We start from the raw sequence: 14,778 nt of genomic DNA, 5'->3' as shown, positions 1-14,778 counted from the left end.
CCTTGAGGCATGACGAAGAGCTCCGATCCCGTGGTCAACGTGCAACGGTTGCGCAAGACCTACGGCGGATTCACCGCCGTCGACGACATCGACTTCGAGATCGCCCCCGGCGAGACGTTCGCTCTGCTCGGACCGAACGGTGCAGGCAAGTCGACGACTATCGAGATCCTCGCGGGCTTCCGCGATCGCAGCGCGGGTGACGTCCGGGTGCTGGGCGTCGACCCGCAGCACGCGACGCGCGGCTGGAAGGCGCAGCTCGGCATCGTGCTTCAGTCGACGGGCGAGTCCGCGGTCATGACCGTGGCGGAGCAGCTCAGGCACTTCGCGCGCTTCTATCCGCATCCCCGAGATGTCGACGAGACCATTGCGGCGGTGGGTCTGACCGACAAGGCGGGCACACGACTGGCAAGGCTGTCAGGAGGGCAGCGGAGACGGGTGGATGTCGCTCTCGGCATCATCGGCAATCCGCGGCTGCTCTTCCTCGACGAGCCCACCACGGGCTTCGACCCCGAAGCACGACACGAATTCTGGGACCTCATCCGAGCGCTGAAACGGGAGGGCACGAGCATCCTGCTCACGACCCACTACCTCGACGAAGCCGCCAGGCTGGGCGACCGCGCCGGCGTCATCGCCGCCGGCCGCATGGTCGACATCGGCGCCATTCACGAGCTCGGCGGGGCGGATGCCCGCACCCCGGTCGTCCGCTGGCGCGACGGCCGCGGGCAGCACGAGGTGCGCACGAGCGAGCCGGGCCGCACAGTCGCCGAGCTCGTGGCCGGCCTCGGCTCGGAACCCGACGGCCTCGAGGTCGTGCGACCCAGCCTGGAAGATGTCTATCTCGGCCTGCTCGGCACGACGGAGCATCTCGAGGAGGTGGCGGCATGAGCACCTTGGCCCTCGGCGTCGAGCGCACGCGGTACGAGATCGTCGCCTACTTCCGCTCGATGGACACGGTGTTCTTCACATTCCTCTTCCCACTCGTCATGCTCGGCATCTTCACGACGGCGTTCAGTGCGGCCGGCGACATCGTGGCGAGGCCCGGCGAGCCTGGCATCACGGTCGGCGCGTACTACCTGCCTGGCATGCTCGCCGCAGGCGTCCTGCTCTCCGGAGTGCAGAACCTGGGCGTCGACATCGCGAGGGAGAGGTCGGACGGCACGCTCAAGCGACTGGGCGGAACCCCGCTGTCGCCGGTGAGTTACTTCGCGGGCAAGATCGGACAGGTCTTCGCGACGGCCGCCATCCAGGCGGTTCTGCTGCTCGCGGTGGCGCGGCTGATTTTCGGCATCGCGCTCCCGACGGATCCGGAGAAGTGGGTCACCTTCGCCTGGATCTTCGTGCTCGGCGTGGTGACCTCCGCCTTGCTCGGCATCGCCTTGTCCGCTCTGCCACGGTCCGGACGCTCGGCATCCGCGGTGATCGTGCCGATCGTGCTGATCCTGCAGTTCATCTCCGGCGTCTACCTGAACTTCACGCAGCTGCCCGGATGGATGCAGACGATCGCGTCGCTCTTCCCGCTGAAGTGGATCGCGCAGGGCATGCGCAGCGTGTTCCTGCCCTCCGACTTCGTCGTGCTCGAGCCGAACGGGAGCTGGCAGCTCGGATGGTGCGCGCTCGTGCTGTTCGGCTGGCTGGCGACCGGGCTGGTGATCAGTCGGGTCACGTTCCGGTGGATCCGCAAGGACGGTTGACCGACGGCCATGGGTCGCACGCGGCGCGGCTTCGATGCGAGAGTTGCCTCGTGAGCATGCAGAAGCGCGCATGGTGGGATGTCGCGGTCGGCGCCACCGCGCTCGTCTGCGCATTCCTGATCTGGCTGGATGCCGCGGTCCTCCAGGGGATGCCGAAGAACACGATCGCTTCGTCGAGCGCTCTGGCGGCGTTCGTCGTGGCGTACGCGGTGTTCGGCAGGTGGCTGATCGGTCGCGATGTTCCGATCGCCGCCCAGGTCTACCTGGGCCTGATGACCGTGATCGTCGCGTTCGGGTGCGCGGCCGATCCGAACCTGTCGGTGCTGCAGGCGATCGCGTATCCGCTGATCGGCGCTCTCGCGCCCGGTCGGATCCGCTCCATGCTCGCGTGGGACGTGGTCCTCGGCCTCGGGGTGTTCGCAGGGCTCGCGCTCGGCCCGGCGGGGGTGACGGCCGCCGCGATCACGGCATCCCTGTCGTTCCTGTTCGCGGTGGCCATCGGGCTCTGGATCTGGCGGATCGTCGACTGGGGGGCCGAACGCGCCCGCCTGCTCTCCGAGCTGCAGGCTGCACAGAGCCGGGCGGCGGCATCCGCTCAGGAGGCGGGCGCGGCCCGCGAGCGAGAACGTCTCGCGCGCGACATGCACGACACCGTCGCGCAGTCGCTGACCGGGCTCGTGATGCTCGCCGAGCGGGCGGAACGGCAGGCGTCGAGGATCGACGCGTCGGGGGCTCTGCCCGAGACGCTGCGGACCATGGAGGATGCCGCCCGCGAGACCCTGCGCGAGATCCGATCGCTCGTGGCGGAGTCGGCGTCGCAGCCCGTCGAAGACGGTCTGAACGAGGCGGCTCGGCGGGTGGCGGCCCGGTTCGATCGTGAGGCAGGAATCGCCGTCGACGTGCGATTCGACGACGTCGAGCTCTCCAGGGAACAGCAGGTGGTGCTGCTGCGGTGCTTCCAGGAGGCCCTCGCCAATGTGCGCAAGCACGCCATGGCGAGCAGTGTCGAGGCATCCTTGCGTGCCGCGGACGACGCCCTGGTCCTTGTGGTCGCCGATGACGGCATCGGTGTCGCCGACGGCATCCGTGACGGGTTCGGCCTCTCCGGCATGCGCGATCGTCTGCGCACGTTCGGCGGCAATGTGACGTTGGAGTCGGCGGCGCCGGCCGGAGCGCGGCTGACGGTCACGGTGCCGATGCACTCGTCGGCTGTCGCCGACGTTCGAGGGGAGCATGTCTCGTGATCCGCGTGCTGGTCGCCGACGATCATCCGCTGGTACGCCGAGGCATCCGCGCGATGCTGGACGACGAGCCCGATCTCGAGGTCGTCGGTGAGGCGGATGACGGTGCCGAGGCGGTCCGGAGCGTCGCAGCGACCGACCCCGACGTCGTGCTGATGGACCTGCGGATGCCCGTGCTCGGCGGAGCAGACGCCACAGCCCGCATCCTCGCCGACGCCCGCACACGTCAGGTCGTCACGCGGGTCCTCGTCCTCACCACGTTCGAATCCGACGCCGATGTGCTCGGCGCGATCGAGGCCGGTGCGAGCGGATACCTCCTGAAGGCGGCGCCGCACGACGAGGTCGTCGCAGCGGTGCGCGCCGTGGCGTCCGGTCGCACCGTGCTCGCGCCGGGGATCGCCGAGGCTCTCGTGCGGGGAACCCGAAGCCACGGCGACGAGCGGATCCGCTTGTCCGACCGCGAGGAGGAGGTGCTGCGGCTGGTGGCCACGGGGGCGAGCAACGCCCGGATCGCCGGCGACCTGTTCATCGCCGAGTCGACGGTGAAGACGCACCTCGTGCACGTCTTCGAGAAGCTCGGCGTCGACGATCGCACTCGTGCCGTGACCCGCGCGCAGGAACTCGGCATCCTGTGACCTGTTGATGCACGGTTCTCGCGGCGAGATCGATCGACGCGCGTGATCGTGCCATTCGAGCGTTCCCGGGCGGAGCGTGTGCGTCGCGAGCCCGGAGGCTCGGTTGGCACCTGCCGTCGAGCTCCCGGTATGCTGGCGCACATGTCTTGCATCCGGCGCACCCCGAACGCACAGGTCTTCTCGACCCGTGCGGTGCGCCGACGTCAGTGCGGACTCCTTCTGGGCGCACGCCGAAGCTAGGCGACGCGTACGGGACCGCGTGTTGAGCGGTCCGCTGTGGGCGTCGCCGTGCCGACCACCATTCGCCCAACTGTCTGATTGTGGCAACGCCGCTCACTGACTCCATCGCCTCGGAAGAACCAGCCAGCTCGTTCTTCTGTCAGCTCGGCCGTCAATATCGCGGCTCAGGCCGCTCATTGACTCCACCACCTCGAAGAACGAACCAGCTCGTTCTTCTCTCAGCTCAGTCGTCAATAAGGTAGAGACATGTCCTATTCGGTCGCCGTCGCCGGCGCCTCGGGCTACGCGGGGGGAGAGATCCTCCGCATTCTGGCCGAACATCCTGATTTCGAGATCCGCACCGTGACGGCCGGCTCCAACGCCGGCACGCCGCTCATCGATCACCAGCCGCATCTGCGTTCCCTCGCGCATCTCACGTTGCAGGAGACGGATGCCACGACCCTCGCCGGTCACGACGTCGTGTTCCTCGCGCTGCCGCATGGAGCATCCGGCGCCATCAGCGCCCAGCTCGGCGACGACGTGCTCGTCGTCGACTGCGGTGCGGACCACCGGCTCACGTCCAGGGCGGACTGGGACGCCTTCTATGGCGGCGACTACGCGGGTGCGTGGGCGTACGGCGTCCCAGAGCTGCCCGTTGTCGACGGAAGCGGAGTGGACGGCAAGCAGCGGGATGTGCTCGCCGGAGTCACCCGCATCGCCGCACCCGGCTGCAACGCCAGTTCCGTCTCGCTGGCGATCGCGCCGGGCGTCTCCGCCGGACTCATCGATGAGACGGATATCGTCGCGGTGCTCGCCGTCGGCCCCAGCGGCGCAGGCAAGAGCCTCAAGACCACCTATCTCGCCTCCGAGCTTCTCGGCAACGCCGTGCCGTACGGCGTGGGCGGGACGCACAGGCACATCCCCGAAATCCTGCAGAATCTGCGAGCGGCGGGCGCGGCAAACCCGGCCATCTCGTTCACGCCGATGCTCGTGCCGATGTCGCGGGGCATCCTCGCCACTGTCAGCGCCCCTCTGAAGCCGGGCGTCTCGGTCGACGAGGTGCGGGCCGCGTGGAATGACGCGTACGCGGGAGAGCGCTTCGTGCAGGTGCTCCCCGCCGGCAAATTTCCCCGCACGTCAGACGTACTGGGCGCGAACATCGCGCTGATCGGTCTGGCCGTCGACGCCAGGGCGAATCGCGTGGTGTCGATCATCGCCGTGGACAACCTCGTCAAGGGCACAGCGGGTGCCGCCATCCAGTGCGCGAACATCGCGCTCGGTCTGCCGGAGACCACCGGCCTCAGCGTGAACGGAGTCGCACCGTGAGCATCACGGCCCCAGCAGGATTCGCCGCGGCAGGCATCGCCGCCGGCCTCAAGGCGACGGGAGCGCTCGACCTCGCCGTCGTGCGGAACCTGGGTCCGCTGCAGAACGCCGCCGCGGTCTTCACCTCGAACCGCTGCAAAGCCAACCCGGTGTTGTGGAGCGAACAGGTCATGGGGGACGGCATCGTGTCCGCCGTCGTCCTCAATTCCGGAGGCGCCAACTGCTACACGGGCGCGCAGGGATTCCAGACGTCCCACGCGACGGCCGAGGCCGCCGCGGAGCACCTGAGCGTGTCGGCCGCCGACGTCGTCATCTGTTCGACCGGCCTCATCGGAGACCAGCTCGACCGGGATGCTCTCACCGGAGGCGTCGCACAGGCAGCGGCATCCCTCGGCTCAGACGACGCGTCGGGACTCGCAGCAGCACAGGCCATCATGACCACCGACACACACCCGAAGCAGGCCGTCGTCGCCGGCGACGGCTGGTCCATCGGCGGCATGGCGAAGGGCGCAGGCATGCTTGCGCCGGGCCTCGCCACCATGCTCGTCGTCATCACGACGGATGCCGCGCTCGACTCCTCAGCGCTCGACACGGCCCTGCGCGCCGCGACTCGCGTCACGTTCGACCGGCTCGACTCCGACGGGTGCATGTCGACGAACGACACCGTCGTCCTCCTGGCCTCCGGGGCGTCGGGCGTGACCCCGGGGACGGACGAGTTCGCCCTGGCGCTCACGGATCTCTGCGACGACCTTGCACTGCAGCTGCAGGGCGACGCCGAGGGCGCATCGCACGACATCGCGATCGAGGTGGTTCACGCGGCATCCGAGGATGACGCGGTCGACGTCGCGCGCGCCGTCTCGCGCAGCAATCTTTTCAAGGCGGCCATCTTCGGCAACGACCCCAACTGGGGACGCGTGCTCGCCGCCGTCGGAACGACCGACGCCGAGTTCGATCCGTACGGCATCGACGTGGCCATCAACGGCATCCAGGTGTGCACGGCTGGCGAGCCGGATCAGTCGCGCGACCTCGTCGACCTGACGCCGCGGGCGACCTCGATCCTCATCGATCTGCACGTCGGCGATCGCTCGGCGACGATCCGCACCAACGACCTCACGCACGACTACGTGCACGAGAACAGCGCGTACGCGAGCTGAGGGACGAGTCATGACAGACCCCGCGAATACCGAACCGCAGCCGCTTCCCATCCTCGGACAGCCGGGCGCCAAGGCGGCCGTGCTGATGGAGGCGCTGCCCTGGCTGAAGAGGTTCCACGGACAGACGATCGTCGTGAAGTTCGGCGGAAACGCCATGGTCGACGACGACCTGGTGCGCGCTTTCGCCGACGACATCGCCTTCCTGCGGTACGTGGGCATCCGACCAGTCGTCGTGCACGGTGGCGGCCCGCAGATCACGGCCATGCTCGACCGCCTCGGCATCGTCAGCGAGTTCCGCGGCGGCTACCGGGTGACCACGCCGGAGACGATGGAGGTCGTGCGCATGGTCCTCACGGGCCAGATCAGCCGCGACATCGTCGGCCACATCAACCTTCACGGTGCACTGGCATCCGGGATCTCCGGCGAAGACGCCCGGCTCTTCGAGGGACGGGTCCGCAAGGCGATCGTCGACGGAGAGCTCGTCGATCTCGGACTCGTCGGTGACGTCGTCGGCGTGAATCCGGCCGGCGTCATGGCCGAGGTGCACGCCGGTCGCATCCCGGTGGTCTCGTCGGTGGCACTCGACGTCGACGTTCCCGGTCGCAGTCTGAACGTCAACGCGGACGCCGCTGCCGCAGCGCTCGCCGTCGCGCTGGGCGCCGCCAAGCTCGTGATCCTCACGAACGTGCCCGGCCTCTACCGCGACTGGCCGGACCGCGACTCGCTCATCTCCACGATCGCCGCAGCCGAGCTTCGCGAGCTGCTGCCGTCCCTGGACTCGGGCATGATCCCCAAGATGACGGCCTGCCTCGACGCCGTCGACGGGGGCGTCGCCAAGGCCGCCGTCATCGACGGACGCGACGCGCACTCCCTTCTCTTCGAACTCTTCACCAGCAAAGGCAGCGGAACGGAGGTGACCGCATGACGGGCACACCGAACGACACACTCAGCGACTGGCGCCAGACCTTCGGCGACGTCATGATGGGCTCCCTCGCGGTGCCGGCCGTGATGCTCGACCACGGGCTCGGCACGCACGTGTCGGACGTCGACGGCAACGAGTACCTCGATTTTCTCGGCGGCATCGCGGTGAACGCCCTTGGGCACGCGCACCCGGTTCTGCTGGACGCGATCTCGACCCAGGCCGCGAAGCTGATCCACGTGTCCAACTACTTCGCGACGCCTCAGCAGGTCGCTCTGGCCGAGCGGTTGCAGCGCATCACGGGCGCGGGATCCGCGGGCCGCGTCTACTTCTGCAACTCGGGAACCGAGGCCAACGAGGCCGCGTTCAAGCTGGCGCGGCGCAACTCGGACGGCGGCCGCAGTCGCATCCTCGCCCTGAAGAACGGATTCCACGGCAGGACGATGGGCGCCCTCGCGCTGACGGGCAAGCCGCACATGCGGGAGCCGTTCGAGCCGATGGTCCCCGGCGTCGAGCACATCGACTCCACCCTCGAAGCGCTCGAAGCGGCGATGGATGACAGGGTCGCCGCCCTGTTCCTCGAACCGATCAAGGGCGAGGCCGGCGTCATCGACCTGCCTGCCGGATACCTCGCCGCCGCCCGTGAGCTCACCCGCCGCCACGGCGCTCTGCTCATCATCGACGAGATCCAGACCGGCGTCGGACGCACCGGCACCTGGTTCGGATTCCAGCACGCGGAAATCGTCCCCGACGCCATCACGATGGCAAAGGGCATGGCCGGGGGAGTACCCATCGGCGCCCTCGTCACGTTCGGACACGCATCCGAGCTGTTCACCAAGGGCCAGCACGGCAGCACGTTCGGCGGCAATCCGTTCGCGACGGCTGTCGCGGGTGCGGTGCTCGAGGAGATCGAGCGTGCCGGGCTGATCGACAACGCCAGGGTGCGCGGTGAGCAGCTTCGGAACGTGCTGCGCGGCATCCGCTCTCCGCTCATCTCCGAGCTCCGAGGTGCCGGCCTGCTCATCGGCATCGGGCTTTCCGAGCCGGTGGCCGACGCGCTGGCCGCCGCGGCACTCCGCAACGGTCTCATCGTCAACGCGCCGAACGAGTCGAGCATTCGGCTCGCTCCGCCGCTCATCATCGGGGACGACGACGTCGCCGAGTTCGAACGACGCTTCCGCGCCGCACTGCTCGACCTCGACAGCCAGGCCGGATCCGGCCACCAGCAAGGAGACTGACCCGTGACCCGTCACTTCCTCCGCGACGACGACCTGACCGCGGCCGAGCAGGCCGAGATCCTCGACCTGGCCGTGCAGATGCGCGACGACAGATGGGGGCGCAAGCCGCTCGCAGGTCCGCAGACGGTTGCCGTCATCTTCGACAAGTCCTCGACGCGCACCCGGGTGTCCTTCGCGGTGGGTGTCGCCGACCTCGGCGGCAGCCCGCTGATCATCAGCACGGCCAACAGCCAGCTCGGCGGCAAGGAGACGCCGTCCGACACGGCTCGGGTGCTGGAGCGCATGGTCTCCGCGATCGTGTGGCGCACCTACGCCCAGGCCGGCCTCGAGGAGATGGCGGCCGGCACCACCGTGCCGGTCATCAACGCTCTCTCCGACGATTTCCACCCGTGCCAGCTGCTCGCAGATCTGCTCACCATCAGGGACGTCTTCGGCACTCTGACCGGCCTCACCGTCACCTTCCTCGGTGACGGCGCGAGCAACATGGCGCAGTCCTACCTGCTGGCTGGGGCCATCGCGGGCATGAACGTGCGCGTGGCGTCTCCCGACGAGTTCGCGCCGCACGACGAGGTGGTGTCCGACGCGGATGCCCTGGCCGCGGGCACCGGCGGGTCCGTCGTCCTCTACTCCGACCCGTTCGAGGCGGTGGCCGGAGCGGATGTCGTCGTGACCGACACGTGGGTCTCGATGGGCAAGGAGGAGGAGAAGGCGCACCGCATCGCAGCCATGGGCGACTACAAGGTGACCCCGGAACTGATGGCGCTCGCGAAGCCCGAGGCGATCTTCCTGCACTGCCTTCCCGCCGATCGCGGCTACGAGGTCGATCCCCAGGTCATCGACGGTCCGCAGAGCGTCATCTGGGACGAGGCAGAGAACCGCCTGCACGCCCAGAAGGCACTGCTGGCCTGGATCCTCGAGAAGAACGCGGCGTGAGCGCCGTGATGAACACGACGACGGCGGGAGCATCGCATGTCTGACGCGCAGCAGGGCAATCGGGCCGGCGAAGCCGGGGCGCTCTGGGGCGGCCGGTTCGCGGGCGGTCCCTCGCCTGAGCTCACGGAGCTGAGTCGTTCCACGCACTTCGACTGGCGTCTCGCCGAGTACGACATCGCCGGATCCAAGGCACATGCGAAGGCCCTGACCGCTGCCGGTTACCTCACCGCGGATGAGCTGACAGCGATGACGGAAGCGCTCGACTCGCTGCTCGCTGACGTGCGGTCAGCCGCGTTCCTGCCGCAGGCATCCGATGAAGACGTGCACTCCGCACTGGAGCGCGGGCTCGTCGAACGCGCAGGCGGCGAACTGGGCGGCAAGCTCCGTGCCGGACGCAGCCGCAACGACCAGATCGCCACGCTCGTGCGGCTCTTCCTCCGCGACCATTCGACACGGCTCGCGCAGCTCATTCTCGGCCTCGTCGACGCGCTCGCCGCGCAGGCCGAGGCGCACGCCGACGCGATCATGCCCGGACGCACGCACCTGCAGCACGCGCAGCCCGTCCTTCTCGCGCACCACCTGCTGGCGCACTGCTGGCCGCTCGTCCGCGACCTGGAGCGCATCCTGGACTGGCGTCGCCGGTCGGATGCCTCTCCCTACGGTTCCGGCGCGCTCGCCGGCAACACGCTCGGCCTCGACGCGGGTCTCGTCGCCTCGGAGCTCGGCTTCGCCGGCGTCGTCGAGAACTCGATCGACGGCACGGCCTCGCGGGATCTCGTCGCGGAGTTCGCGTACATCACCGCCCAGCTCGGAGTGGACGTCTCTCGTTTCGCGGAGGAGATCATCCTCTGGAACACCCGCGAGTTCGGATTCGTCACGCTCAGCGACTCGTACTCGACCGGCTCGTCGATCATGCCGCAGAAGAAGAATCCCGACATCGCGGAGCTCGCACGCGGCAAGGCCGGACGCCTGATCGGCAACCTGAGCGGTCTCCTCGCCACGCTCAAGGGCCTTCCGCTCGCGTACAACCGCGACCTCCAGGAGGACAAGGAGCCGGTCTTCGATTCGATCGACACGCTCGAGGTGCTCCTGCCCGCCTTCACCGGCATGGTGGCGACGTTGCACTTCCACACCGACCGGATGCGCGAGCTCGCCCCCCAGGGCTACTCGCTGGCCACCGACGTGGCCGAGTGGCTCGTCAAGCAGCACGTGCCGTTCCGCGACGCCCACGAGATCACGGGAAAGCTCGTGGCGTACGCGGAGGGCCACGGCGTCGAGCTCGACGAGGTGGACGACGCGGCGCTCGCCGCGATCTCGCATCACCTGACGCCAGAGGTGCGCGGCGTGCTCACGATCAAGGGTTCCGTCGGGTCCCGCTCCGGTCTCGGTGGCACCGCGCCGGAGCGAGTGGCCGAGCAGCGCGTGCACCTCACCGCGCGGGTGAAGGCGCTCGCCGAGGCGATCGCGGAGGAGCAGGAGGTCCGATGACCTCCGGGGCGGCCAGCTCGACGGACGACTCTCCTAGCCGGATGCCGTCTCTCACACGGTCCTTCTTCGAGCGGGTCTCACTTCAGGTGGCGCCCGAACTCCTCGGTGCGCTGCTCACGCACACGACGCCCGACGGTTCGGTCACACTCCGCATCACGGAGGTGGAGGCGTACCTCGGCGACGGAACGGATCCGGGATCCCACGCCTACCGAGGCCGCACGCCTCGCAATGCCGTCATGTTCGGCCCGCCCGGTCACATCTACACGTACTTCACGTACGGCATGCACACATGCGCCAACCTCGTCTGTTCGCCCGACGGCGTGGCATCCGCTGTCCTGCTCAGGGCCGCCGAGGTGGTCGACGGCGTCGAGCTGGCCCGCAGAAGGAGGGAACGTCCCACGACCCGGGGGAGCGCTGTGCCCCTCCGCGACCTGGCTCGAGGCCCCGCACGGCTGACGGTGGCCGCCGGCATCCGTCTCGACGAGAACGGAGCGGATGCCTTCGCCCCGCCCTTCGAGGTCGAGTTGCCAGAGCATCCGGTGACGCCGTTCGCCACGGGCCCTCGCACGGGCGTCAGCGGACCGGGAGGTGACGAGGCCGCGTTCCCGTGGCGGTTCTGGATCCCCGGCGACCCGACCGTCTCGCCCTACAAGCGGCATCCGCGAGCGATCTCGTCCTCCTCGGCCGGCTGAGTCTCTCGAAGCCCGGCGCGTCGGCCGCGGATTGGCCCAGCCCTCTACCGCGGGTTGGGCCGCCAGCCCTTTGTCGCCGGCCGAGCCTGGCGAAGCCCGTCCCGCCGGCTCTCTCAGAGCCCGATCGCGAACCGGAACAGCCCGCCGCATGCGGCGGCCCAGACGAGACTCACGAGGGTGCCGATGATGAACCGCTCGCGCGCCTCCGCGACATCCAGCTCGGTGAACCTGCCGACGCTCTTGATCGCGACGATCACCGCGATCGCCTCGGGGTACCCGGCCATGATGCTCGCCGTGGTCGCGACGCGTTCGAACACGCCGATCACCGTTCCGCCGCGCAAAAGCTCGACGTGCACGAGGTTGTCGCTTGCCGGAGGCTCGGCGCGTTCCACGACGATCCCGCCGTGACGGCCTTCCTTCACCGTCCCCTTCGATGCGAGCGCGAGCACGAACAGCACGGCCGGTCCGCCGCCCAGCACACTGAGCGCGAGCACGGCGAGTCCGAGCACGACGCTCACGGCCGGCAACGGCTTATCGTGCGGCATGACCACCGCGATGATGCCCACCACGATCGTGGCGGCGGCCGCGACGACGAGCCAGCGCCGAGGCGCCCTGCTCGTGATCGCAGACGCGGTGACGCCGAGCGCCACGACGATGATCACGAACGCCCAGTAGGCGATGGTCAGGGCCGCATACAGCGGGCCGGCATACGTCATGCTCCGTCTCCTTCGGCCGAGCGGTGGTCCAGATCCTGCAACAGCCTAGTGAGCGCAGGCACCGCGGCGGTCTCGGGATGGATCCCCGCCGCGCGCGCCCGCGAACTCACGGCGGGTTCGCTGATCCCGAGTCGCGCCGCGGCGTCTCGTTGTGTCATCCCGTCGGCGAGCAGGTCGTAGAGCTCCCAGCCGGCGGCGCTGCGCCTGCCGCGTACGGTCAGCAGCAGGTCGATCATCGCTTCGACGTCGGATGCCTGTCCCGCCGCTGCACCCGCACCCGACCGCACCGCGAAGCGTGTCGCGCGCTTCTTGGCGGCGTCCACCGCCTCCCGCGCCGCGAAGAAGGCCGGTCCTGTGGCCGCGCGCACGCTCGAGGGAAGGGGCTCACGGATTCCCCCGCATCCGACGCCGATGCTCCACGCGGAGCCGCGATCGAGTGCGAGCACGATCCCGAGCGCTGCGCCGGCATCGGCGGTCAGGGCCTGCACCTCGTCGCCTGCGTTGCGGTCGACGGCGAGCTCGAGGTGTTCGGCGAACTCGTGCTGGAGTCCGCGCTGGGTCTCCTCGACGATGTCGGACCGGTGGCGACTGTCCACTTGGTCCGCGGTGATCACGAACATGGCATCCCCAATCGCGTGCATTCGATCACTGCCGTAAGCCTGAAAGCTTAACTCACTAGAGTTTAAGTCTCAACACTTCATCCACCACGGAATAGGCCGAGAGCCCTTGCTACTGTTGTCGCGTGCCAGCCGACGTCCTCGCATCCCAGAGCAACGACCCCAGCTTCGACGACATTTGGGAGGAGCTGGTGTGGCGCGGTCACATCCAGGTCTCCACGGATCCCGAAGCGCTGCGCACGACCCTCGCCTCGGGGCCGATCACGTTCTACTGCGGCTTCGATCCGACTGCGCCGAGCCTGCATCTCGGCCACCTCGTTCAGCTCATCATCATGCGGCGTCTTCAGCTGGCCGGACACAAGCCGCTCGGCCTGGTCGGCGGATCCACCGGACTCATCGGCGATCCGCGGCCGACGTCTGAGCGCACCCTGAACGATCCGGAGGTCGTCGCCCAGTGGGTGAGGAGGCTGCAAGGACAGGTGGCCGGCTACCTCAGCTTCGAGGGTGACAACGCCGCGACTCTGGTCAACAACCTGGACTGGACCGCGCCGCTCACCGCGATCGACTTCCTGCGCACCATCGGCAAGCACTTCCGCGTCGGCACCATGCTCAAGAAGGATGCCGTCAGCGCGCGCCTCAACTCCGAGGCGGGCATCAGCTACACGGAGTTCAGCTACCAGATCCTGCAGGCCCTCGACTTCCTCGAGCTCTACCGCACCCGCGGATGCCTCTTGCAGCTCGGCGGAAGCGACCAGTGGGGCAACCTCACGGCGGGCATCGACCTGATCCATCGAGTCGAGGGGGTCTCCGTCCACGCGTTCGGCACGCCGCTGCTGACGCGGGCGGACGGGACCAAGTTCAGCAAGAGCGAGGGCACGGCGGTCTGGATCGATCCGGATCAGACAAGTCCATACGCCTTCTACCAGTTCTGGCTCAACGCCGAGGACTCCGAGGTGATCGACCGCCTCAGGATCTTCACGTTCCTCCCGCGCACCGAGATCGATCGCCTCGAGCGGGCCGTGGCGGAGGAACCGTACAAACGGGAGGCGCAACGCACGCTGGCGCGCGAAGTCACCACGCTGGTGCACGGTCGCGAAGCGACGGATGCCGTGATCGCTGCGGCCGAGGCGCTCTTCGGCAATGGCGACCTCGCGGCGACGGATGCCGGCACCCTCGAAGCCGCACTGCGGGAGCTCCCGAACACGACGACCGCGCCGGATGCCCCCGTCGCGCAGCTGCTTGTCGATACCGCACTCACCTCGAGTCTCTCCGAGGCTCGTCGCGCCATCAGTCAGGGCGGTGTCTACGTGAACAACGAGAAGATCACCGATCCTGCCGCGACGATCTCCGGCAGCGTGCTGCCGAGCGGCATCGCCGTACTTCGACGCGGCAAGAAGACGCTCGCCGGCGTCTTCGTCGAGTGACGGTGACGAGCGGATGCTCGCGACACGCCCGAGATGAGCGCGGGATTTGCACGCCCTGCCGGGCATCCGTAAAGTAATCACTCGTCACCCCACAGGTGCGGAAAGCTCGAAGAGCTGCCGGCCTCAAGCGGGACCATCCAAGCCGAAGAGCTACTCCTCTTGCAGGAGAGAACCACTGGCTTGTAAGATGAAAAACCCACTCGAAGAGTAGATCGTCAGATCGGCTCGAACCGCCCGGGTTTCGTCACGTCGAAGGACATCGTCCAGACGGGGCGCGAGGAGCGGATCGCGGACTTGACAAGATCTGCAAGAGTGGTAAGGTAGAGAAGTTGCCCCGGGGAGCAGGTCGAGAGACTGAAAACCGGGTGTGTCCGATCCTTGAGAACTCAACAGCGTGCACTATGTCATATGCCAATTTATCCTCGTCACTGGCATCGGCCTTTTTGGTTGGTGTTGGTGTTGGGATTCCTTTGGATTAGATATTT

14 protein-coding genes are annotated in these 14,778 nt (G+C 68.2%); 12 read left to right on the top strand and 2 right to left on the bottom strand.

The genetic code is table 11. From position 1 onward, the window contains the following. The first annotated feature begins 9 nt into the window (after nucleotides 1-9). The 11 genes from ACX9R5_RS14235 to ACX9R5_RS14185 all read left to right on the top strand — a co-directional run bounded on the left by ACX9R5_RS14235 (nucleotide 10) and on the right by ACX9R5_RS14185 (nucleotide 11,536). A complete protein-coding gene (locus ACX9R5_RS14235) occupies nucleotides 10-885 on the top strand; it encodes an ABC transporter ATP-binding protein (RefSeq protein ID WP_459409707.1) in 876 nt (291 codons plus the stop codon). Next, entirely contained in the window at nucleotides 882-1,691 is an 810-nt protein-coding gene (locus tag ACX9R5_RS14230; protein ID WP_459409706.1) for an ABC transporter permease, read from the top strand. The genes ACX9R5_RS14235 and ACX9R5_RS14230 overlap by 4 nt, the downstream gene beginning before the upstream one ends. A gap of 56 nt (nucleotides 1,692-1,747) precedes the next feature. Then, nucleotides 1,748-2,935 carry a sensor histidine kinase gene (locus ACX9R5_RS14225; protein ID WP_459410094.1) on the top strand — a complete coding sequence of 396 codons (1,188 nt, stop codon included), beginning with the start codon at nucleotides 1,748-1,750 and terminating at the stop codon, nucleotides 2,933-2,935. Next, on the top strand, nucleotides 2,932-3,567 hold the full coding sequence (locus tag ACX9R5_RS14220) for a response regulator (RefSeq protein ID WP_459409705.1): 636 nt from the start codon (nucleotides 2,932-2,934) through the stop codon (nucleotides 3,565-3,567). The genes ACX9R5_RS14225 and ACX9R5_RS14220 overlap by 4 nt, the downstream gene beginning before the upstream one ends. A 486-nt stretch (nucleotides 3,568-4,053) precedes the next feature. Further along, on the top strand, nucleotides 4,054-5,112 hold the full coding sequence (gene argC, locus ACX9R5_RS14215; RefSeq protein ID WP_459409704.1) for an N-acetyl-gamma-glutamyl-phosphate reductase: 1,059 nt from the start codon (nucleotides 4,054-4,056) through the stop codon (nucleotides 5,110-5,112). Then, complete coding sequence (gene argJ / locus ACX9R5_RS14210) at nucleotides 5,109-6,266, top strand: bifunctional glutamate N-acetyltransferase/amino-acid acetyltransferase ArgJ (RefSeq protein ID WP_459409703.1); 1,158 nt, start codon at nucleotides 5,109-5,111, stop codon at nucleotides 6,264-6,266. The genes argC and argJ overlap by 4 nt, the downstream gene beginning before the upstream one ends. 10 nt (nucleotides 6,267-6,276) lie before the next feature. Continuing rightward, a complete protein-coding gene (gene argB, locus ACX9R5_RS14205) occupies nucleotides 6,277-7,191 on the top strand; it encodes an acetylglutamate kinase (RefSeq protein ID WP_459409702.1) in 915 nt (304 codons plus the stop codon). Continuing rightward, the gene (locus ACX9R5_RS14200; RefSeq protein ID WP_459409701.1) at nucleotides 7,188-8,423 is read left to right on the top strand and encodes an acetylornithine transaminase; all 1,236 of its coding nucleotides are present in this window, start codon (nucleotides 7,188-7,190) and stop codon (nucleotides 8,421-8,423) included. The genes argB and ACX9R5_RS14200 overlap by 4 nt, the downstream gene beginning before the upstream one ends. Before the next feature lie 3 nt (nucleotides 8,424-8,426). Next, entirely contained in the window at nucleotides 8,427-9,356 is a 930-nt protein-coding gene (gene argF, locus ACX9R5_RS14195; RefSeq protein WP_459409700.1) for an ornithine carbamoyltransferase, read from the top strand. Between the two features lie 36 nt (nucleotides 9,357-9,392). Then, complete coding sequence (gene argH, locus ACX9R5_RS14190; RefSeq protein ID WP_459409699.1) at nucleotides 9,393-10,844, top strand: argininosuccinate lyase; 1,452 nt, start codon at nucleotides 9,393-9,395, stop codon at nucleotides 10,842-10,844. Beyond that, a complete protein-coding gene (locus ACX9R5_RS14185) occupies nucleotides 10,841-11,536 on the top strand; it encodes a DNA-3-methyladenine glycosylase (RefSeq protein WP_459409698.1) in 696 nt (231 codons plus the stop codon). The genes argH and ACX9R5_RS14185 overlap by 4 nt, the downstream gene beginning before the upstream one ends. A gap of 113 nt (nucleotides 11,537-11,649) precedes the next feature. Here the strand turns inward: ACX9R5_RS14185 and ACX9R5_RS14180 are convergent, their stop codons facing one another. Next, nucleotides 11,650-12,252, bottom strand: a complete 603-nt coding sequence (locus tag ACX9R5_RS14180; RefSeq protein WP_459409697.1) for a hypothetical protein — start codon at nucleotides 12,250-12,252, stop codon at nucleotides 11,650-11,652. Next, complete coding sequence (locus tag ACX9R5_RS14175) at nucleotides 12,249-12,872, bottom strand: DNA-binding protein (RefSeq protein WP_459409696.1); 624 nt, start codon at nucleotides 12,870-12,872, stop codon at nucleotides 12,249-12,251. Before ACX9R5_RS14175 ends, ACX9R5_RS14180 begins: the two co-directional genes overlap by 4 nt. Before the next feature lie 122 nt (nucleotides 12,873-12,994). Between ACX9R5_RS14175 and tyrS the strand changes: the two genes are divergently transcribed. Then, nucleotides 12,995-14,293: a tyrosine--tRNA ligase gene (gene tyrS / locus ACX9R5_RS14170; protein WP_459409695.1), complete on the top strand. Its 1,299-nt coding sequence runs from the start codon at nucleotides 12,995-12,997 to the stop codon at nucleotides 14,291-14,293. Nucleotides 14,294-14,778: the final 485 nt, after the last annotated feature.

The sequence above is a fragment of the Rathayibacter sp. CAU 1779 genome (assembly GCF_054551755.1).
The sequence above is the reverse complement of the archived record's forward strand: the minus strand, read 5'-3'. Positions and strand labels throughout refer to the sequence as shown.